Raw genomic sequence first — 20,870 nt, 5'->3', positions numbered from 1 at the left:
GATTTTAAATGAAACGAACTCAGCTTGCCGCCGCCGTTCTGTTGGCAACAGGAAGTGTTTCGGCATTTGCCGCGACCTATTCAGTGACACCTCTTCCTTTGCAGGATACCGCTAGAAACAATTTTGCTCGTTCAATTGATAATTCAGGCAAAATGCTGTCTGTAGTGCAACTTGAATATAACCCACCTATAGATGTGGAGCAGTTAGAAGAAGATACCACTTTCTTCGATGTTAACGGTGAAGATTTAGAAAACGAAGATGATGCACGTCAAGGTGTATTCACCGATGCAGATTACTCAACAATTGTTAACTATCTGCTTTCTAACACCAATGCAGTCACTGGTCAAAAGCTTGCACCGTTTAGAACTTATATCACCGACACCCAAGATATTTCTTTGGTTCCGGGCTTAGACGAAGTTACTGAAAAGTTTGATGATTATACGCGTTCTGTAGAAGCAATAGGCAGAGATAGTCTGAATGGAAATTTCATAGTAGGTGATTCATCTGGGTTGGTGATATTAGCCCCTTACGAGAATGAAGATGGCGATACCATCAATTATACCTACCCTGAATCAGCGCCGCAGGGCTTTGTTCAGACCTCCGGTGCGACTAAAGCGTTGCCAGCAGTAGACACGACAGCGGGCGGTTTCTCGTCAGCCCGGGCAATCAACTCGAACCTGCAAGTTGCGGGCTTCAGTACAGTAAGTTTCCAAGATGATGTCGATGAGGCAATTGAAACCTGTGCCGACGCAGAGCTTCGTGGAGACCAATCTGAAGGACGTTGTCTTTTTACCGTTTATAATGGTGACTTTTCGGTACCGCGCATCTCTAGCTACTACTTGAATACATCCACAAACTATTTGCCCGGTTTCGTTTTATTGTCTGAGGTTAATGCCACGATTTGGCAAATTGACGTCAATGGTGATGTGATTAGTACAGATACGTATCCGCTGTTATTTGAGCCAGATGAAGATGACTCAGCACACTATTTCACCTACGCATATGACATCAATAGTCAGGGTATTGCCGTTGGAGAGGGTCTAACAGGTGATCGTATTACGATTACTCGCCCTAACCAGTCTGGATTAACAGAAAGCGAGCGTGTTGCCACAGTATTTAGAGACGGCGAAACTATTGAACTCCTCCCTCGAGAGGAAAATATTATCAGCCAAGCCATTGCTATTAATGATGAAAACTGGGTAACAGGTGCAGTGCTTCGTTCGCAAAGCGATATTGCACGTTCACGCCTCTTTGTTTACAACCTAGATACCCAAGAACAGAAATATCCCGATGGGTTCTTCGTCAGTGCGGGTGTGACTGCAAACGCTATCAACAATAACAATATTGTGGTGGGCAAGGCGGATGTTGATGCAACAAGCGACACCCTACGCGAAACTGCAGCGTTTATGTACAACATCGATACAGAAGAGTTCTTAGACCTCAATGATCTAGTGTCTTGTGACAATACTTATGAATTGATTGAAGCCGTTGATATCAATGATGATAACGAAATTATCGCCAATGCGCGTATTAAAACAAACAGTAAATACGTAACTGGCGTTGACATTATTAACTCAAGCGGTGAAACACAATTAGTTGACTCTATTGTAGCGGTTAAGCTTACGCCATTGGCTAATGGCTCTGTCGATGATTGTGAAGTGCCTGAAGATGAACAACCGTTTGAGCGCAGCGGTGCATCGACAGGTTGGCTCGCATTTTTCGGTTTATTTGCTGCTGCCTTTGTACGTAGACGTTTTAGGAAACAATAGAACGCTATAGTCGATTTTTAGACCGCCTTAGAAAGCCACATTCGTGTGGCTTTTTTTATGCCAAAAAAATGAAAAAACAGACATATTTATGCATAAAAAATGTAACATAAATTTCATCGAAACTTCATTTATTTAAAGTTTGTCAAGCGTTTTAATTTTATATTTTTCTTGAACCATTTTATTAATTGCACTATCAAAGTAGTGTACGCAATTAATTTTCCGGCACTATCAACCGATATGATGTAGAGCGCTCGTGAAAATGATTTGTTGTACATTCAACAAACAAAAGAGGCTAATCAATGAAAAGACAAAAAAGAGATAAAATGACTCGCGCCCATTCTAAAGGCTATCAAGCTGGTATCAGCGGTCGTTCAAAGGAAAATTGTCCATTTCAGCAAAACGATGCACGTTCACAGTGGTTAGGTGGATGGCGTGAGGCAGTAGAAGATAGACACTTAGGTTTAAGTGTTAAATAACACTTCTCTTTTATGAACTGATTATGCAAAAAGGAAAGCCCCTGAAAAGGGGCTTTTTTTGTTCTATCGCTTGTTACTCAACGTCGATTAAACAGCGATTAAAAATTCGATGTATCTTGAAACAAGCCCACTTTCAAATCTTTCGCTACATAAATCTCGCGACCATCAACTTCTACCGAGCCATCTGCCATACCCATGAAGAGTTTTCGCTTGATGACGCGCTTCATAGTGATTTTGTAAGTGACCTTTTTGGCTGTAGGGAGTATTTGGCCGGTAAACTTAACTTCACCCACACCAAGCGCACGACCTTTTCCAGGGCCGCCGCTCCAACCAAGGAAGAAACCAACAAGCTGCCACATTGCATCTAGGCCGAGACAGCCCGGCATAACAGGGTCACCTGGAAAGTGGCAGTCAAAAAACCATAAATCTGGCGTAATATCTAATTCAGCAACAATTTCGCCTTTCCCATGTTCGCCGCCATCGTCAGTAATTGAAACTACGCGGTCCATCATCAGCATATTAGGGGCTGGTAGTTGACTGTTGCCCGGACCAAACATTTCACCGCGGCTACACGCCAATAAATCTTCTTTGTTAAAACTACTTTTCTTCTCTGACATTCCCAACTCATTGTTGTTATTAAAGTGACGGTGTTAATTTAGCGAACACTTGTACGCCAAACAACTCTGAACAGTCATTTTTCTGAAGAAAAACGCGTGCTAAGATACTCAAAGTTAATTTAACCCGTACGGATATCGCCCTACAAGTTCAATTTATAAACAGCGATTAAACTACGCTTCACAATATCGTATCTATGTGTGAAAACTATGACAGATAAAACAACAAAAAAAACCAGCAAGAAAAGCCCTGTAGATAGAGCAAAAGCAAACGCTGATAAACAAAGACGCTTTAGAGAGAGACAAAAAGACGCAGGAAAAAAATTAGTGAGAGGTTATGTTAGCCCAGAAGCAAAAGCCTGCTATGACGAAATCCGAGATAAAACAGGCTGGACCGACAGCGAAGCTATGTCTAATGCTATGCGACTTATGTATGCTGCCTACAAATGTGGCCAAATTAAGCTTTTAAATGAATGGCTTAGAAAAAATAACCGTTAAGCTGTTTTATTGACTTTGTTGTTTAACCACGCGCGGCTTGGACTATTTTGCATGGTATGACGCCTAACTATGCGCTGCGCTTCTTCAATGACATCATCGCGCTCTCGAAAGTCCCACAACCTTTTTGCAGTCATGCGGTTATTTTGAGCGATATCTATAATTGGTGCAATATAATCTCGGTCAATATTAAAGTCTAACATCTGTGCTTCTAATGGCGGTAGCAAATAGGGAGCATGAACCGCCGCATTAGGTAGACTCGCCAACTCAGGTACCCACTTCTTTATAAAGACACCCTCGGGGTCTAGCTTTTGTGACTGTGTTGCAGGGTTATAAAGGCGCACAGTGTGAATACCTGTCACGCTTGCCTGCATTTGTATTTGTGGATAATGGATACCGGGCTCAAAATCTAAAAATTGAGAGGCTAGATAGTGAGCCGCTTTTAACCAATGCACATTTAAATGATGGCATAAAAAACTGGTTACCATTGCTCGCATCCGAAAATTGATATAACCAGTCTGTTTTAATGCGCGCATGCATGCGTCTACCAACGGGTATCCAGTGCGGCCAGTCGACCAGCGATAAAAGCGTCGTTCAGCTTCAGGTCCATCTATGAAAGGAAATTTTTCGTATGCGCTATTCATAGGTCGCCACTCGATACTGGCTTCGCTTTCAAATTTTTGAATAAAGTGACAGTGCCAGTGCAGTCTCGATGTTAAGGCAGATAGGGCGCGACTCCACTGTTTGCGCTGTGATGTTGATAAAGCTTTCTTAGCTTGCTTTTCTAGCTGAACGCTTTGATAAACCTGCTTTATTGAGATATTTCCCCATGCGAGATAAGGGCTCAATCGCGAACATGCTCGACGTGCATATTCAGGCTTTGAGATATGCTGGTGATAGTACTGCCCACGATGGCTGAAGAAGTCTTTTAACACCTGCCAAGCACGTTTTTCACCGCCAGGTTGCATTGTAGCTATACCGGATGCTACTTCATTTTTGGTGTACTCAGACTTGTATACGTTACATTCAACTCCGTCAGAATAGTCTTTAGGTCGGTCGGATGGAAAGGGTTTTAATTCAGCTATTTCCTTAATAGATTTAGACGCTTTTTTAAGACTAGCATGGTTACGCCAATTAACCCATTTTGCAGCTTCTATATCAAAATCATAGGTGGCTGCTGCAAAATGACGCTCCCAGTTTTGCTGCCAATGCGCTCGATGGGGTAACCCACGTAATACTGCACCATACTGATATTCAGTAAATGAAATAGCTTTACTTTTCAGATATTTGGATATAACAATGTCACGGTTATGCGTAACCTCAAGACCTATCTCTTGGTAACTCCTAACTGCGCCAATGTTGTAATTTTGTGCAATGAGTTCAAGTGCTTCTATTACTTCACAGTGCAAGGTCAAAACATGTGTATAAGAGGGTAATTGGCTATTGATGTCATAAACACTTTGCTGCATAAATCGCCAATGACGGACATCCATATGCGGGTCGGCAATGAGCGAGGGCTCCCAGCAAAATAGTGGGAGTAACTTTTCACCCTTTTCTACAGCGCGATAAAAAGGTTCGTGATCACGTAAGCGAAGATCGCGCTTTAACCAAATAACCGTGACTGTCTCTTTTGAGTTATTTGAGTTAGCCTCTTTTAATTTATCTGGCACCATACCGTTAAGTAACTACAGCCATTTATTACGAAATTCGCTTTTTGGGTCGTAAATCTCAGTCTGCTTTTGCAGGTTAAATTGCCTATGCCCACGAGGATCACTCCCCACGCCAGCAAGATAAAGCCAATTTCCCCAGTTGCTACCTACATCGTAATCAACTAATTGGTGTTCAAACCATGCTGCACCGTAGCGCCAGTCTTGTCGAAGCTCGTGCACAAAGCAGCTGGCAACGAGTTGCCTGCCGCGGTTCGACATATATCCCGTTTCGGCAAGTTGTCGCATGCACGCATCCACAATAGGGTAGCCGGTTTTGCCTTCGCACCATTGCGTAAACGTCTCAGTGCAATGTGTAGTGGAAGGTGTTTTGCCCTGAATACCGCTAAAGCGAAACCACCTAGCACCATATTTACACTGTAGCCAGTGGAAAAACTCTCGCCACAGTAGTTCGAAATAAATCCAATAGGTGGAGTCATTTTTTTCAATGGTCTCTTCAAAGTGATGAACTTGCCTCATTACTTCTCGCGCAGAAAGTGAACCATTAGCTAACCAAGCTGATAATTTCGTACTATCCTTCCATGTATCTAGTGCATTACGGGTTTCTTTGTAGGATGACGCAGCACGCCAGTTGAATAAGTATGTGTGTAGGTGTGAAAGCGCTGCGGTTTCACCACCAATAAACGATGATTCTGATGGTTCAGGTAAATCGAGATCTAGCGTTAGTAAAAAAGATTTGTCTATCGTCGGTACAAAAGGAGAAGGTAAGCGCTCTATAGTGGGATTAACCGCGAGTGGTTTGCAGTGTTTCTCTACTTTTCTTCTAAACGGGCTAAAAACGTCGGGCATTTCTTCAATGCTAAAGGGAAATGTTTGTGCATCAAATAAACCAAATGTGGAGGTTTCGATAATAGTTAGTGAATCGAAGAAGCGTTTGACGGTGTTTAACTCTGCAGTCTCATCATATCCACAACATTGACTCACACCAAGATGGGTATATTGCCCGGACCTTAAAAGCTCAACCAAACATTCAGCGGCACTACCTTTTACGACAAGCAACTCATGTCCAAATTTTGCTAATTGTTGTTTTAAATCAACCAATGTTTGCAGCAAAAAGATGTGCCTGTGCTTGCCCATTGGAAAGAGACCAAGAGCGTTAGGGGTAAAGTTTTTATCATCCAAAATGTAAACGAATGTGACTTTGCTGACCTCTTTGCATAATGCAGCAATAGCGGCATTATCGTGAAGTCTTAGGTCATACCTGAACCAGAATAGGCCTCGTTGACAACTATTTTCAAATTGACCGTTAGAATGCTGATTTATCATACTAATTTAAGTGCTTTTTTTGATGATTACACGGATCCTGAAGCTGCTTAACTTCGTAACATTAGAGATACGAATAATATTTAAATTTGGCGCAACGCCTGAGGAAAAAAAGTGACCGTTCCTGTTAGTATCATGTGGTTCAGACAAGACCTACGCGTAAAAGACAATCCAGCATTAAATGCAGCTTGTGATATGGGAAAAATAGTACCCATTTATATTTATGATGATACAGCCCCTGACGGAAGAGTACCTGGAGGAGCCAGCAAGTGGTGGCTTCACCACTCTCTAGTGTCTCTTAATCAACGCCTCAATGGCCACTTACAAATTTTTAAAGGCGATCCAAAGAATATCATTCCAACGTTAATGGATTCCTTTGGTGCAAAAGCAATTTTTTGGAACCGATGCTACGAGCCTTGGCAAATTAATCGTGACAAAGCGATTAAGCAATCTTTAATTGACAACGATTATGAAGCCCATAGCTGTAACGGCAGCTTACTATGGGAGCCAATGAAAGTATTGAAAAAAGACGGTACACCGTATCGCGTATTTACTCCTTACTACAAGAACGGCTGTTTACAAGCAGAAGAGCCGCGATACCCTAAAGCCCCGCCAGCACGCATAACCTATGCAGATGTAGAAAGTGAAGGTGTTGATTTAGCATCGCTAGACTTACTGCCTACCATCAACTGGGACGAGACCATTTCAAAAGAATGGTCGCCAGGTGAAGACGGTGCTGCGGATAACCTCGCTGACTTTATCGAAAACTCTGCCCGCAAATATAAAGATGGACGAGATATCCCTTCGGCTAAAGGTACATCGCGTTTGTCGCCGCATTTACACTTTGGTGAAGTGTCTCCAAATCAAGTTTGGTATGCAATTAAAGACAAGTTTGGAAATAGTGAAGACAAAAGCATTGAAACCTACTTGAGTGAGTTAGGTTGGCGCGAGTTCAGCTATTATTTGCTGTTCCATTTTCCTACTTTGCCTAATAAGAACTTCAACGAAAAGTTCGATAAGTTTCCTTGGCACACAGATGCGAAAGCGCTTAAGGCGTGGCAAAAGGGAAATACAGGCATTCCTATCGTAGACGCTGGCATGCGCGAACTGTGGCAAACGGGCTACATGCACAATCGAGTTCGCATGATTGTGGGCTCGTTTTTAGTGAAAAATCTATTACTCAGTTGGCATGAAGGCGAGCGATGGTTTTGGGATACATTGTTGGATGCTGACCTTGCGAGTAACAGTGCAAGTTGGCAATGGGTCGCGGGTTCTGGCGCAGATGCTGCGCCTTACTTCAGAATATTTAACCCAATACTACAAGGTGAAAAGTTTGATAAAAAGGGCAACTATGTGCGTAAGTATTGTCCTGAATTGAACAAGCTGTCAGACAAGTATATCCATAAGCCATGGGAAGCCCCTTCGGCTATATTGAAAGATGCAGGTATAGAGCTTGGTAAGGAATACCCAAAACCTATTGTTGATTTAAAAGCATCGCGTCAACGCGCGCTTGACGCATTCCAAACATTAAAAGAGTAGGGTATGGCAGCACTTATTTTAGTTTTAGGCGATCAGCTCACCGAGACATTGCCAGCGATTGCTAACGCAGTAAAAAGCAAAGACACAATTTTGATGGCGGAAGTACGTGAAGAAGCCACCTACGTTAAGCACCACAAGAAGAAGATAGCGTTTTTGTTTAGCGCAATGCGCCATTTTGCTAAAGCGTTGCGAGACGACAATTTTAACGTTAACTATGTTCATTATAGCGACAAAAACAATCAGGGTGATTTGCTCGCTCAGGTAAAGCATGAACTTAACGGAAAAGATTTTGACGAAGTAAAAGTGACCATGCCTGGTGAGCACCGCGTACTCAAAAGCATGGAGCAATGGGAAAACGTGCTTGGCATACCCGTTAATATATGTGATGACAATCGCTTTTTATCCTCCCCACAAGAATTTACGGACTGGGCTGAAGGCAAGAAACAACTTCGAATGGAGTTTTTTTACCGTGAGATGCGTCGCAAACACAACGTGCTCATGGAAGGAAAAAATCCCATTGGCGGTAAGTGGAATTACGATGCCCAAAATCGTGAATCTATGCCAGAAACTCACAAAGTGCCAAAACACACCACATTCGACATTGACGCTATTACTTCAGATGTTATCGAGTTGGTAAAAAGCGAATTCAGCGATCATTTTGGCGATATCAATAACTTCCACTTTGCGGTAACTCGAAAAGACGCACTCAGCGTATTGAATACTTTTATAGAAGAAAGATTACCTAACTTTGGTCAGTATCAAGACGCCATGGTGGAAGGCAAGCCTTGGCTTTATCATTCGCATATCGCGTTTTATTTGAACTGTGGTTTATTGACGCCAAAAGAAGCCATTCATGCAGCAGAGCAAGCTTACCATGCAGGGCAAGTACCTCTTAATTCTGCTGAAGGGTTCATTCGCCAGATTCTGGGCTGGCGGGAGTATGTCAGAGGGTTCTACTGGCACTTTATGCCAAACCTAAAAACCGATAACTACTTCAATAACAGCCGCGCATTGCCTTCGTTTTTTTGGGACGCCCAGACGAATATGAACTGCATGCGCCAGTGTATTAAAGAAACGCAACAGAACGCTTATGCCCACCACATACAAAGATTGATGGTTATTGGTAATTTTAGTCTTTTAACTGAACTTAGTCCTGAGGAAGTGCAGGCATGGTACCTGTTAGTGTATGCCGACGCATATGAATGGGTTGAACTTCCTAATGTTGCGGGCATGATTTTGTATAGCGATGGAGGTAACCTAGCAAGTAAGCCCTACGTCGCAAGCGGAAGCTACATCAACAAGATGAGCAATTACTGCAAAAATTGCGGATACCAAGTTTCTAAAAAGACCGGACCAAAAGCGTGCCCGTTTAACTACTTGTACTGGCACTTTATTGACAAACACAAGGAAAAATTGAGCAATAATCACCGCATGGCCATGATCTATAAAACCTACGGGCGAATGAAAGAAGAAAATATCGAAACTATGAAGCAAGATGCCTCAACATTTCTGACTAAGCTAACGAAAAATGAAGAAGTCTGATTTACCAACCAAGATTTGTCCGGTTTGTCAGAGACCATTTACTTGGCGCAAAAAATGGGAAAAGAACTGGGAAAATGTACGTTATTGCTCAAAACGTTGCTCAGGAAATAAAACACCACTGAAAGCAAATGAAAGATAGTCGTATACGTTTTTTATCAAAGGTAACGCTTCTTTATGACGTGGCCAGGTTAATCATTTGTTTCTTACAGTACGTATAACGCATAGTGAACATACAAGGAGAGTGTTGTGGAAGCACCGATTACCGTAGATAGACTGCGTTTCATTTTATACAGTGTAAAAGAAAAGCTTTGGGTAAAACCTCTTGCCTTTTGTTTGCTCTCAATCTTTGCTGTATTCGTCGCGAAAGTAGCAGACGGGACTTCATTGGCTGAGCATATTCCTGAAATAAAACCCGAATCAGTTGAAACACTGCTTTCAATAATGGCTTCTAGCATGATGGTGATCGCCACGTTTTCTGCAGGTACCATGGTTAATGCTTATGCTTCGGCCAGTCAGTCGTCAACGCCGCGTTCTCTAAGCCTTATAATATCCGATGATGTATCACAAAATGCACTGTCAGTTTTCATAGGCGCATTTATCTATAGTGCTGTAGCGCTTACTGCAATGACTCAAGCTTTTTTCGATGAAGCCGGGCTTTTCATTTTATTTTGTCTAACCTGTCTGGCTTTTTCGATAGTTATTTTAACTTTTATCCGGTGGGTAGACAGCGTTGCACGATTAGGGCGCGTGGGGTCAACGCTATTAAAAGTGGAGCACGCCACGACTCGCGCAATTAAAAATAGAATAGATATGCCGTGCTTAGGCGCAGTACCGCAAGAGCAAATAAAAGAGCAGGGGACGCATGCCATTTATACTAAACAAGTGGGCTATATTCAGCTTATAGACATTGCCAAACTGCAATACTTAGCTGATAAAAACGATGGCTTCATCAATGTTGCCATGTTACCCGGTGAGTTTGTCTCACCAGAGCGTGCCATAGCATATTCGAATAAAAAGGTCGTATCAGATGAAATTGTTGACGCATTTACGATAGGTGAAGCCAGGTCCTTTGAGGCTGATCCTCGCTTTGGCTTTATCGTACTAGCCGAAATTGCATCTCGTGCATTATCGCCATCGGTTAATGACCATGGTACTGCAATAAATACCATTAGCAGCATTACACGCCTTATGTTGTTGTGGCACAAGCCTAAATCTGAAACCGAAAACTCGCAAAAAGATAGCGCTCAGCATGAGGAGTTTAAATATGACCGCATTTCATTGCCTGCGTTAAATGTGAATGATCTATTTGACGATGCGTACACCAGCATTGCCCGTGATGGTGCTGCTAATATTGAAGTTGCTATCCGAATACAAAAGTCACTAAAAACAATTAAAGCGTGCTTTAAAGATGAAGGTACAAGCATAGAAAGAGATTTTGTTGAGGCGGCGTCTAAGTTAGCGAAGCAAAGTTACGAACGTGCAAAGTTGGCATTGGATTACGAAGACGATATTAAGCGAATTGAGCGCGTTTATAATGATAACTAAACGTGTAAGTTATTACTGCCAAAATCACTGCTAAGAATGCTGTTAAAAATGCTTAAAGTAAGCAACTAGCCAGTCTATTATAATCTCTGCATACCACAAACCATATAATCTACGTAAATGACCGATCGAGTTTCTTTTTTTAGTTAATCAGATTTAATCTGATTAACTATAACTCAGAAAAACACAGCAACATTTTAAATAGCTAAAATCCATATTTAATAAATTAAAGCCTAGTATAAAAATACAAAGACTGAGTCTTTCTGATTGTTATTTATACCCATAATTAATCAAAAAACTAACGTGACGCTACGTGAATAAAAATACATTTTGCGAGGTGTAGTACTACAGTTTTCACGTAGCGCACGATTTATAAATTCCATGTCCAAATCCACAAAGTTCATTGCGACTTTCAATAAAAACTACTGACACAATTGAAGCAAGTGCGGTAACGCCGAGGCACAAAAACAGCAGCCACGCATAAAAGTCTGTAAGTAATCACAGCCAACAAAGCATCCGAATAGAGTGACATCAGTGCCCTAATCTTCCGCATTCACAATTACGCATAATGTATATTATGTTAAATAGAGTATCAAAGTTGATGGTGAATGAGCCAGATGGAGCCTTGCAAGGTGTTTTACGCTATCCTTCCCGTAATATTTAGGTATTCGTAAGGTTTAATGACAATTAACACAGATAAATAATAGACTTAATCATGTTCCTAAAAATATGTATCAGGCTTTATTCTTCTATACTTTTAATAATGAACGCACAGCTAGTAATATTAATTAATAGCTCAATCAGCCAAAGGCTTAACGCTGATGATGTTAAATTAAGGAAACTAATTATTTCTAAGATGAGACGACTAGTTGTAAGGTTAAGGTTTTTCTAACATTGAGCGTTAAATGTAATAATTACGGCCGCGAAAACCCATTTATTAATTGCTCTTTATTTTAAATATCATCAATTGTTTATACTGCTTGCTAAATTAAACATTGAGCATGAAGACCGTTCGTTTTTTAAAGTTGGGTGGCGTGGATAGCACGTAGAATTAAAAATAATCGACGCGATATTTATTGAATTCATATCTTCGTAGACGTCGTTTATTCGGCAACCTACAGTATCGACTGTCTTATTATCGTCGTACCGTAGTCGCCATTAGATAGGCGCTCTATGAAAAGCATATAAAAAAAGCAAAGGTATGAACTACTAGGTTATCGCCTATTCCACTTTCCTAACGCTTACTTTTACCTTTAACTCGTTCGGTTTTAGAAAATGTGCGATTAACCAGCAAACATGTTGGAAGTAAATCATGTGAAGTACTTCTTTAATAAATTAGATCCTAGGGTGTTTTTTATCACTTTTCAGCTTATTTAATAGGCGTCGCTACGTGAAATCTGAGCGCGAATTCGGAGTGTCACCTTGCAGATTTCACGTAGCGCACGATTTAAATTGCACAAAGAAAGCACTATCTCAGCAGGCCACAAGCCTTATCGAGCGATATGGTTTGGAGTAATTACGAGATAGGCCAACAATTGACGGCATTGAAACACCTAAACTGTTTATATATACAGTGATATGATAGAGTAGCACTGTACTTGAGATTATAATAGTAAAGCGGTTTGTGGAGTGATGAATGGATTAGTTCGTACCTTCACGCATGATAATTACAGTTATCATGCGTGAATATTGTTAAATATCAATAGCTTATAATCTTCTGTAAAATCTAGCATAATAGTTACAATAGTGTCTTCAACAGGTTGCTCAATGCCCCTAAAAACTAATAGCTCATACTTGCTCACAAATCAATTAGTTAACAGGAACAGTGATAGCAGCTCACAGCCACAAGACTCAAGTAGCGCGACGGTTCCAGCTTTTGGTATCGAGTACTCTCGTGGTATGGAGCACACGTCAGGTTCTGACGACCTAGCAACAAGCCAATTTTCATCTTCTGATAAAAACGTTGAAAGCTATTATCAAGATATTTTTACCAAGCTTCCATACAACACACAACGGGCATACATTAGTGACTACAATGAGTTCGCAATTTTTTGTAAGCAAGCTGGATTAAGTGGCTTTAAGAATGACTTCGAACACAATGAGGTCTGCATTAAACAATATGTTGAAGTCTTGTGTCGTTCTCCCCTAGCCTATAGAACTATTAAGCGTCGGTTATCTGCCCTTAGTAAATTTTTAGGCGTGGCTAAATTGCCAAACCCAATTATTAGATCTGCGTATCTAAGAGACTTCATCCGTTTATCGCTTATAGAGAATAGAAAATTTCGCTTGTCTCACAAACAAGCGGTTCCGCTTACCATAGATATGCTTGAACAAATAAACAATGCAATTATTCCTGATTCTTTATTAGAGCTCCGCGACCTTGCAATCATTAACCTAATGTTTGATGCATTGCTTCGCGCTGATGAATTAGTTCGAGTTTGCATTGAGGATATATCTGCGCGTAATAACACACTGTTGGTCGTTTCTTCGAAAAGCGACCAGTCTGGTCAAGGTCAATATCGCTATGTTTCTTCCAGTACTATATCTATGGTTCAAGAGTATATTAACGAAGCTAATCTTGACCCAAAAACTAAAGCAACCCGCCTTTCTTCAGATTTACGCGGCCTGCACAAAGGCGTTTTGTTTAGGCGACTAACAAACCATAAAACAGCACTTTTGCCATTCGATGAGAACATTCCCAGCCATAAGGCAAATGTACTTAACTATTCGAGTGTCTATAGGATTTGGCAACGCATCGCTCAGCGCGCTGGTATTAGCGAAAACATTACCCCTCATAGCGGTCGTGTTGGTGGTGCAGTTTCTCTAGCCGAAGATGGTGCATCTTTACCCGAGCTTCAACTGGCTGGAGGTTGGCAATCACCGGAAATGCCTGGGCATTATACCAAACAGGCTAACGTAAAGCGTGGTGGAATGGCAAAATTGTCGGCAAAACGGAAAAGATAAAGCTTATTAAATACAGCAACTTAATCAATACAAGGTTACGCATAACCAAATGTATCAGTAACAATGTCTAACTCACCTATTCTCTTCGTTCTTTAACCAATCTGAAACTGTATTACTCGCGTATCAAAAGGTAAATTTGCCCTTAGCCTATATGAATGAATCTGTTTTCTAAGTTGGCAATCATTTAAGTAAAAGGAGTGATATATGAGTAGCGGTATTGATACAAAGCATGGAAAATTACTCGCGGAAATGGTGGTTCCCTCGTCGTCATGGAATGTCCAACCCGAGAAGCAAGACCCTTTCAAGTCACAAGAAGCAGCACTAGATTATTTAAACTCAAACAATGAGCCGTTATATCTCCACGTGCCATTAGCTCAATCTGATGATTACGTGAGAATCTGCGTAACTTCACGAGGCGATGATGTTGTTTTTACGATAAAAGATATCAATAACGGTGGTGAAACTTCATTGCATTATTCACACATTAAAAACTTAGATAGCACAATTAGAACCTTAGTATCAGAATGTTGTGACCAGAAAATCAAAGCCCTATAAATTAGGGCTTTCTTTCCGCCTATTAATCGCAAATTGCACTACCAAAGAATGCTAATCCACGTAAAGCCGGCCATGATTAGGCTAATGAAGACTGCTGCCGAGCCGATATCTTTAGCACGCCCTATTAATAAATGGATGTCTGTACTGACATGATCACAGAGTTTCTCAATAGCGGTGTTAAGTAGCTCGGTGATAAGCACAATGAGTAAAGATATCACCAGCAATATACGTTCTACATGCGTGACGTCGATGAAAAACGTTACAGGTGTCATTATCAATATTGCGAAAATTTCTTGTCTGACCGCAGCTTCACTTAAAAAGGCTGCTCGAAGCCCCTTAAGTGAATAGTAAGTGGCATAGAGTACGCGTAAAATACCTGTCCGTTTCGTTATCATGATAAGTCATTTTAAAATTAGTTACAGCCTTACAAAACGTAACTGACCTTCGTTACATCTACATGACTGCGAAGGTGTTTATCATGCATATTTAAGGCATTTTCGACGCTAATCGCCGCATTAATTTATACTTTCACTGCTAGCACGTCTGTTTTAACACCATGTAGTACTGCATTGGCTGTTGACCCAAGTAACAAACGAAGACCGCTCTGGCCATGGGTGCCGACAACAATGAGATCTGCATTAATCTTTTCGGCCATATGGTGAATCTCATCAGCTGGAGAACCTATCTCTACATTGATGTGGCTGTAAGGTATATCATGTTTTGCGGCAACGTCTTTTAATTGCCTTAATGCTTGCTCTCTTACTTCCTCTGAAAAATCCCGTTCTAAAAATAGTCCGTAAGGCTCTACATTGGTTTGTGGATAAGCAACATACAGGAGGTGAATTTTGTGGCTATTGCCTGAAATAGCTATAGCTTTCTCTACCACTAGATCGTAATCGGAATAAACATCGATAGGTACTAAAATTGTTTCATAACCTTGCATTGTGGCTGTCCTCAATTTTTCTTTGGTAGCAGTGCTTTTCTACCATACCGTTAACTCATTCCATTAAATAGTAGTGCTATACAAATAATTATTCTTTGAGCTAGGTCAATGATTAGTCTGCAGCCTCATTCATAATCAGTGTATGCACATTAGTTCTAGCGAACATTACGAATCCTTACCGTAAAAGAATGAGGGAATTGAGTATGAAAACGGCAATAGTTGTTATAGCAACGCTTCTCCTTTTCGCCTGTGACCATGGCGCGCAGTCACCTCGCGGCTTTAGTTTGCCCGAAGGCAATATGGAAAAAGGCTATCTGGTATTTAAGAAGTATCAGTGCCAAGACTGTCACAGGATTGCAGGAGAAAAAGAGCCCGACAATGCGCAATACCTAGTCGCGAAGCCTATTCCGTTGGGAGGCAGCAGTGGAAGAATTAAAACTTATGCAGAATTGGTGACAAGTATTATTAACCCATCACACAAACTTACTCCTCGACAGCCTGCCAGTTTCACCAGCGAAGACGGTGTGTCATTAATGCGAGTTGTAAACGACGAGCTAACCGTTTCTGAACTAATAGATTTAGTGGCGTATCTTCAGCCTAAATATAAAGTAACACCCTACAGGACAAGTGATTACCGCCTCTATCAACTGCGTATTCCAAGCGAGCAATCTAAAGATTAACTCGCAGTTTTAGGCAATAAAAATCGTTAAGCGTGACTCCACAATCGGTATTTGATTAGGAGTCATGGCTTAGCCGTTTTTAAGATACCGCTTTCGTTTCTTTCTCTATTTCTGCCAATAAACTACAAGGCATAAAGCTTTCAGCATTTGCTTCTTTTAAGTGTAATTTAAATCTATCGGGAAAGTCGTCGGTTAAGAAGCTTCCTGTTTTAACTAACGGGAAAATTTCGTCGTAACGCGCAATATGACACTGATCTACCCGCCTAAATATATGGGTACGATTTAGTTCGCTAGTTCTCACATGTCCTGTAGAAGACAAGATATCCATCAGCGCATGAATAGTTTTTTTGTGAAAGCGGTACACACGCTCGTACTTGTCTTCAACGTTTAAGCCCTTGGCAAGCTTAGGGTCTTGTGTTGCTACACCGGTCGGACATTTATTCGTATTGCATGACAGCGACTGAACACATCCAAGTGCCAACATCATTCCTCGGGCACTGTTACATAAATCGGCACCTAAACTTAGATTTTTCGCTAACTGAAAAGCGGTAATGATTTTTCCAGAAGCAATAATTTTAATTTTGTCGCGAATACCAAAACCAGTGAGACAATCGTCAACAAACGCCAAGGCTTCACGCAAAGGAAATCCTATAGAGTTTGTGTACTCAAGCGGTGCGGCGCCGGTACCTCCTTCGCCCCCGTCTACCGTTATAAAATCTGGCGTTACGTCCTTCTCTACCATGGCTTTGCACATGGCAATGAACTCACTTTTTCTACCAAGAGCGAGTTTAATTCCCACTGGTTTGTACCCACTTAATTCGCGTAACTGGCTTATAAAATCTATCATTTCTAAGGGCGTTGAAAATGCTTTATGCCTAGGTGGAGAATCTACTTGGGTACCTGGTTCAACACCTCTAATTTCAGCGATCTCCGGCGTATTTTTATAGGCGGGAAGAATACCACCATGACCCGGTTTAGCTCCTTGACTTAGCTTTATTTCTATCATTTTTACATTGTCGAGTTTGGCTTTCTCTTCAAAAAGAACGGGATCGAAACCGCCATTTTTACTTCTACAACCAAAGTATCCTGTACCAATTTGCCAAACGATATCGCCACCGTTTTCGAGGTGATATGGGGTTAAACCACCCTCACCTGTGTTATGGTAAAACCCGCCTTTTACAGCACCTTTATTTAACGCCAAAATGGCATTTTTTGACAAGCTTCCAAAACTCATTGCGCTTATATTTAAAATGCTTGCCGAATAAGGTTTTTTGCAGTGTGGGCCACCTACCGTCACTCGGGGATCTTCATCCATGTCTTCCACTTCGCGAGCAGATAAAGAGTGGCCAATCCACTCATAGCCATCTTTATATGTATCTAGCTGAGTACCGAAGGGAACAGTTTCTCTACTGTTTTTCGCACGTTGATAAACAATCGAACGAAACATACGGGAAATAGGTGCTCCGCCAGTATCGGTTTCTATGATGTATTGCTGGATGTAGGGCCTTAGTCCTTCGACGGTCCATCGTACCCTGCCAATTAATGGAAAGTTCTTTAAAATGGCATGTTTTGTTTGGAAGGCATCGTATAGACCAAAAATGAGTAGCGTGACTGATAAAAGTAAAAACCACCACACGGGCGCCCACAATACGCCAATCACCACGTTGAAAGCGACCAGCAGGGTTAGCACAGTTAGAATTGTTAAACGCATTCAAAGTCCTTCTTTATTTTTAGTCATATCTAAACAAAATAATATGCCTACAGACTTTCTCAATACACCTGAAATCGGGAACTAGATTTACTTTAGCGGTAAATAACTGATTTAGGCGTTAAATATACTGAGACGGCTTATAGTCTAACTGGGTTACGCGTTACCATAATGACGAATTACAGCACTTTTTTAGCTGCGAAAACAAGCGATTGCATGCTAGTCTAAAGCCTTTCAATTAGCGAGTTGACTGGGCGATTTGTAGCTATCACTGGTTAATAGATGATGTGACCTTAAAAAGGTAACGGATTTTACGTTCAACATTTTCTGAAAGGTAATTCATGGAGTTTGCATTTCTTCTTTTCGCATTTGTTTGCGGCTTAACGGTTAAGCTCATTGGCATCCCTCCTCTTGTCGGCTATTTGGTAGCTGGCTTTTTATTAAATTTTGCAGGCTACACGCTTACTGAAGATTTAACCCAAATAGCCAATTTGGGTATTACTATTATGCTTTTCACCATCGGTCTGAAACTCAACATCCGCGATTTGAGTCGTCGAGAAGTTTGGGCGGGAAGTGTTTCACACACCTTAATATGGGTGGGCGTTATTACTTGTTGTGTTTATGCAATAAGTGCGGTTGCCGCCAATTTCGTTGACGGCCTTACTTGGAAAAGCGCTACGCTTATCGCTTTTGCCCTTAGTTTCAGTAGCACAGTGTGCGTGGTTAAAGTATTAGAAGAAAGTGGCGAAAGTAAAACCCGCCACGGCCGCCTTGCCATTGGCATTTTGGTCATGCAAGACGTTTTTGCTGTGATCTTCCTTGTTGCAGCAACTGGAAAGCTCCCCTCGGTGTGGGCGCTTGCGTTGTTGGCCTTATTCCCAGCAATGCCAATCATAAACAAAATGATTAATAAGTCGGGCCACGGTGAACTGCTTCCGCTTACTGGCTTTATCCTCGCCTTAGGTGGCTATCACTTGTTTGAGCTGGTTAACATTAAAGGCGATCTTGGGGCACTAATCTTTGGAATCATGTTAGCGCAACACGAAAAGGCTTCGGAGCTAGCGAAGTCGCTGCTTAGTTTTAAGGATCTCTTATTAATCGGCTTCTTCCTTACTATCGGTCTTACCGCCCTTCCCGATCTCAGTATGATTGTCCTAGCTATCGTGTTCTGCTTATTTATACCGTTAAAAGCAGCTCTCTTTTTCGGCTTATTTGCGTCACTTCGCCTTCGCGGTCGCACGGCTTACTTGAGCAGCTTGGTGCTTTCAAATTATAGTGAATTTGGGCTTATTGTTGGTGCGCTAGCCGTTTCATTAGGTTTATTGGCAAACTCTTGGTTAGTGGTCATTGCGTTAGCCGTATCTATTTCATTCGTTATTACCAGTGTGCTCTATCGCAATTCACATTCTCAATATCACAATCATAAACACACTATTAAACGTTTTGAGAAAAACGAGCGCTTAAAAGAAGATATTTACCCTACTCTTCACAACGCGGAATTTTTGGTATTGGGAATGGGTCGTGTTGGTCGCGGTGCTTTCAACGCTCTGTCTAAGTTGAGCGATGTCAACGTTTGGGGAATGGATGCTGACCGTCTGAAAGTAAAAGAAATGTCTGATGAAGGGTTAAACGTAATATGCGGTGATGGTGAAGACGTCGATTTGTGGGATAATTTAGATATTAAACAAGTGCAGCTTGTTTTACTTGCGTTACCTTCTATACAAGACTCAATCAACATCACACGTCAGCTAAAAAACGCGGGCTATGTTGGAAAAGTTGCAGCCATTGCACGCTATGAAGATGAAGTGTCATATTTATTGGAAAACGGTGTTGATAAAGTCTTCAACTTCTTTACCGAGGCAGGGCTTGGTTTTGCTGAAGAAAGTCTTGCTTATGCGCATGCACAACAGTAATGCTGTTCTAAATGCGAACAATGGATGAATTGAGAAACGTTATCGTTTGTAAATGACTGTTTTGCAAAGGTTTTTTGACATACAGTCAAATTTAGACTAAACTTGATACAAATACGTTAATAGGGTTTACACAATGCAAGGTGATAAACAAGTTGTTGCAAAATTGAACGAAGTACTGACAAGTGAACTTACTTCGATAAATCAATACTTTCTGCACGCTCGTATGTTCAAAAACTGGGGTTTTTCTGAGCTCAACGAAAAGAATTATAAAAAGTCTATCAAGGACATGAAGCAAGCGGACGATCTTATCGAGCGCATTTTATTCCTTGAGGGCCTTCCTAATCTTCAAGCGTTAGGTAAACTTTATATCGGTGAAGATACCGTTGAAATGCTGTCATGTGATGCGCGTTTTCAAAAAGAACAGCTTCCACTACTTCGTGAAGCTATCGCGCTATGTGAAGAAAAGCAGGATTATGTTTCTCGTGATTTGCTTGAAGACCTTCTTGAATACGAAGAAGAGCACCTAGACTGGATTGAAACGCAAGAATACCAAATTGATGCTATGGGTATAGAAAACTACCTACAAGCGCAAGTAATGGGAGATGACTAATGAAAGGTAACCAAGCAATCATCAATGGCTTAAACGAACTACTCTCTTATGAGTTAGCCGCCATGGATCAGTATTTCATTCACTCTCAGATGTATCTTGATTGGGGTTTGAATAAGCTTTACGAACGCATCGATCATGAATTTGATGACGAGCGTGGACATGCAACTAAGTTAATTGAACGCATGCTGTTTTTAGAAGGTACGCCTGACATGACGAAGCGCACAGGCTTCAAAGTGGGTAAAGATGTACCTGAGATGCTAGAAAGCGATTTACGTGTTGAATATGAAGTTGATGCAAAGTTACGTGAAGTCATTGCGCTTTGTGAAACCGAGAAAGACTATGTAACTCGTGACATGCTTATTGTATTACTAGACGATACAGAGATGGATCACGCACACTGGCTAGAGCAGCAGCTTGGCCTTATTAAGCGACTAGGTATTCAAAACTACCTTCAGTCTCAAATGTAGGAAATAGCGTTCACGCTAGAGTTTACAAGTAATTAGTAAAAGGCCGCTCTTTAAATAAGAAGC

The 20,870-nt window shown here is 41.3% G+C and carries 19 protein-coding genes; 13 read left to right on the top strand and 6 right to left on the bottom strand.

Annotated features, from left to right (window positions below; translation table 11 throughout):
* The first annotated feature begins 8 nt into the window (after nucleotides 1-8).
* Together ACXAGV_RS16035 and rmf are read left to right on the top strand one after the other, a co-directional pair.
* On the top strand, nucleotides 9-1,769 hold the full coding sequence (locus ACXAGV_RS16035; protein ID WP_474874098.1) for a DUF3466 family protein: 1,761 nt from the start codon (nucleotides 9-11) through the stop codon (nucleotides 1,767-1,769).
* A 299-nt stretch (nucleotides 1,770-2,068) separates the two neighbouring features.
* Nucleotides 2,069-2,245, top strand: coding sequence for a ribosome modulation factor (gene rmf, locus ACXAGV_RS16030; protein WP_039220169.1), 177 nt, complete (start codon nucleotides 2,069-2,071; stop codon nucleotides 2,243-2,245).
* A gap of 98 nt (nucleotides 2,246-2,343) precedes the next feature.
* Here rmf and fabA read toward each other — a convergent pair whose 3' ends face one another.
* Nucleotides 2,344-2,862 carry a bifunctional 3-hydroxydecanoyl-ACP dehydratase/trans-2-decenoyl-ACP isomerase gene (gene fabA, locus ACXAGV_RS16025; RefSeq protein ID WP_474825677.1) on the bottom strand — a complete coding sequence of 173 codons (519 nt, stop codon included), beginning with the start codon at nucleotides 2,860-2,862 and terminating at the stop codon, nucleotides 2,344-2,346.
* A 207-nt stretch (nucleotides 2,863-3,069) separates the two neighbouring features.
* Between fabA and ACXAGV_RS16020 the strand changes: the two genes are divergently transcribed.
* Nucleotides 3,070-3,357 carry a hypothetical protein gene (locus ACXAGV_RS16020; RefSeq protein WP_474874097.1) on the top strand — a complete coding sequence of 96 codons (288 nt, stop codon included), beginning with the start codon at nucleotides 3,070-3,072 and terminating at the stop codon, nucleotides 3,355-3,357.
* Here ACXAGV_RS16020 and ACXAGV_RS16015 read toward each other — a convergent pair.
* Nucleotides 3,354-5,027, bottom strand: a complete 1,674-nt coding sequence (locus tag ACXAGV_RS16015; RefSeq protein ID WP_474874096.1) for a cryptochrome/deoxyribodipyrimidine photo-lyase family protein — start codon at nucleotides 5,025-5,027, stop codon at nucleotides 3,354-3,356. The genes ACXAGV_RS16020 and ACXAGV_RS16015 overlap by 4 nt on opposite strands.
* Nucleotides 5,028-5,039: 12 nt before the next feature.
* Nucleotides 5,040-6,347, bottom strand: coding sequence for a DASH family cryptochrome (locus ACXAGV_RS16010; protein ID WP_474874095.1), 1,308 nt, complete (start codon nucleotides 6,345-6,347; stop codon nucleotides 5,040-5,042).
* Between the two features lie 111 nt (nucleotides 6,348-6,458).
* Between ACXAGV_RS16010 and ACXAGV_RS16005 the strand changes: the two genes are divergently transcribed.
* The 6 genes from ACXAGV_RS16005 to ACXAGV_RS15980 all read left to right on the top strand — a co-directional run bounded on the left by ACXAGV_RS16005 (nucleotide 6,459) and on the right by ACXAGV_RS15980 (nucleotide 14,486).
* Nucleotides 6,459-7,883: a cryptochrome/photolyase family protein gene (locus ACXAGV_RS16005; protein ID WP_474874094.1), complete on the top strand. Its 1,425-nt coding sequence runs from the start codon at nucleotides 6,459-6,461 to the stop codon at nucleotides 7,881-7,883.
* Nucleotides 7,884-7,886: 3 nt separating this feature from the next.
* Nucleotides 7,887-9,425 carry a cryptochrome/photolyase family protein gene (locus ACXAGV_RS16000; RefSeq protein ID WP_474874093.1) on the top strand — a complete coding sequence of 513 codons (1,539 nt, stop codon included), beginning with the start codon at nucleotides 7,887-7,889 and terminating at the stop codon, nucleotides 9,423-9,425.
* A complete protein-coding gene (locus ACXAGV_RS15995; RefSeq protein ID WP_474874092.1) occupies nucleotides 9,412-9,564 on the top strand; it encodes a DUF2256 domain-containing protein in 153 nt (50 codons plus the stop codon). The genes ACXAGV_RS16000 and ACXAGV_RS15995 overlap by 14 nt, the downstream gene beginning before the upstream one ends.
* Before the next feature lie 107 nt (nucleotides 9,565-9,671).
* The gene (locus tag ACXAGV_RS15990; RefSeq protein ID WP_474874091.1) at nucleotides 9,672-10,970 is read left to right on the top strand and encodes a DUF2254 domain-containing protein; all 1,299 of its coding nucleotides are present in this window, start codon (nucleotides 9,672-9,674) and stop codon (nucleotides 10,968-10,970) included.
* 1,764 nt (nucleotides 10,971-12,734) lie between these two features.
* Nucleotides 12,735-13,931, top strand: coding sequence for a tyrosine-type recombinase/integrase (locus tag ACXAGV_RS15985; RefSeq protein ID WP_474874090.1), 1,197 nt, complete (start codon nucleotides 12,735-12,737; stop codon nucleotides 13,929-13,931).
* Nucleotides 13,932-14,135: 204 nt separating this feature from the next.
* Entirely contained in the window at nucleotides 14,136-14,486 is a 351-nt protein-coding gene (locus ACXAGV_RS15980) for a hypothetical protein (protein WP_014949580.1), read from the top strand.
* Between the two features lie 38 nt (nucleotides 14,487-14,524).
* Here ACXAGV_RS15980 and ACXAGV_RS15975 read toward each other — a convergent pair whose 3' ends face one another.
* The gene (locus ACXAGV_RS15975) at nucleotides 14,525-14,881 is read right to left on the bottom strand and encodes a diacylglycerol kinase (RefSeq protein WP_474874089.1); all 357 of its coding nucleotides are present in this window, start codon (nucleotides 14,879-14,881) and stop codon (nucleotides 14,525-14,527) included.
* Between the two features lie 125 nt (nucleotides 14,882-15,006).
* Nucleotides 15,007-15,429: a universal stress protein gene (locus ACXAGV_RS15970; protein WP_474874088.1), complete on the bottom strand. Its 423-nt coding sequence runs from the start codon at nucleotides 15,427-15,429 to the stop codon at nucleotides 15,007-15,009.
* Nucleotides 15,430-15,632: 203 nt separating this feature from the next.
* Here ACXAGV_RS15970 and ACXAGV_RS15965 point away from each other — a divergent pair, with 203 nt between their 5' ends.
* Nucleotides 15,633-16,109: a c-type cytochrome gene (locus ACXAGV_RS15965; RefSeq protein ID WP_474874087.1), complete on the top strand. Its 477-nt coding sequence runs from the start codon at nucleotides 15,633-15,635 to the stop codon at nucleotides 16,107-16,109.
* 79 nt (nucleotides 16,110-16,188) lie between these two features.
* Here the strand turns inward: ACXAGV_RS15965 and ACXAGV_RS15960 are convergent, their stop codons facing one another.
* Nucleotides 16,189-17,820 carry an FMN-binding glutamate synthase family protein gene (locus ACXAGV_RS15960; protein WP_474874086.1) on the bottom strand — a complete coding sequence of 544 codons (1,632 nt, stop codon included), beginning with the start codon at nucleotides 17,818-17,820 and terminating at the stop codon, nucleotides 16,189-16,191.
* 338 nt (nucleotides 17,821-18,158) lie between these two features.
* On the opposite strand from ACXAGV_RS15960, the gene ACXAGV_RS15955 reads away from it, so the two are divergent.
* The 3 genes from ACXAGV_RS15955 (at nucleotide 18,159) to bfr (ACXAGV_RS15945) (ending at nucleotide 20,807) form a co-directional block, all read left to right on the top strand.
* Entirely contained in the window at nucleotides 18,159-19,730 is a 1,572-nt protein-coding gene (locus tag ACXAGV_RS15955; RefSeq protein ID WP_474874085.1) for a cation:proton antiporter domain-containing protein, read from the top strand.
* A 133-nt stretch (nucleotides 19,731-19,863) separates the two neighbouring features.
* A complete protein-coding gene (bfr, locus tag ACXAGV_RS15950) occupies nucleotides 19,864-20,340 on the top strand; it encodes a bacterioferritin (protein ID WP_014949586.1) in 477 nt (158 codons plus the stop codon).
* Nucleotides 20,340-20,807 (top strand): bacterioferritin, encoded by a 468-nt coding sequence (gene bfr / locus ACXAGV_RS15945; protein WP_014949587.1) that lies wholly within the window; start codon nucleotides 20,340-20,342, stop codon nucleotides 20,805-20,807. The genes bfr (ACXAGV_RS15950) and bfr (ACXAGV_RS15945) overlap by 1 nt, the downstream gene beginning before the upstream one ends.
* Nucleotides 20,808-20,870 lie beyond the last annotated feature (63 nt).

It is taken from the genome of Alteromonas sp. ABH4_453 (assembly GCF_056160665.1).
The sequence above is the reverse complement of the archived record's forward strand: the minus strand, read 5'-3'. Positions and strand labels throughout refer to the sequence as shown.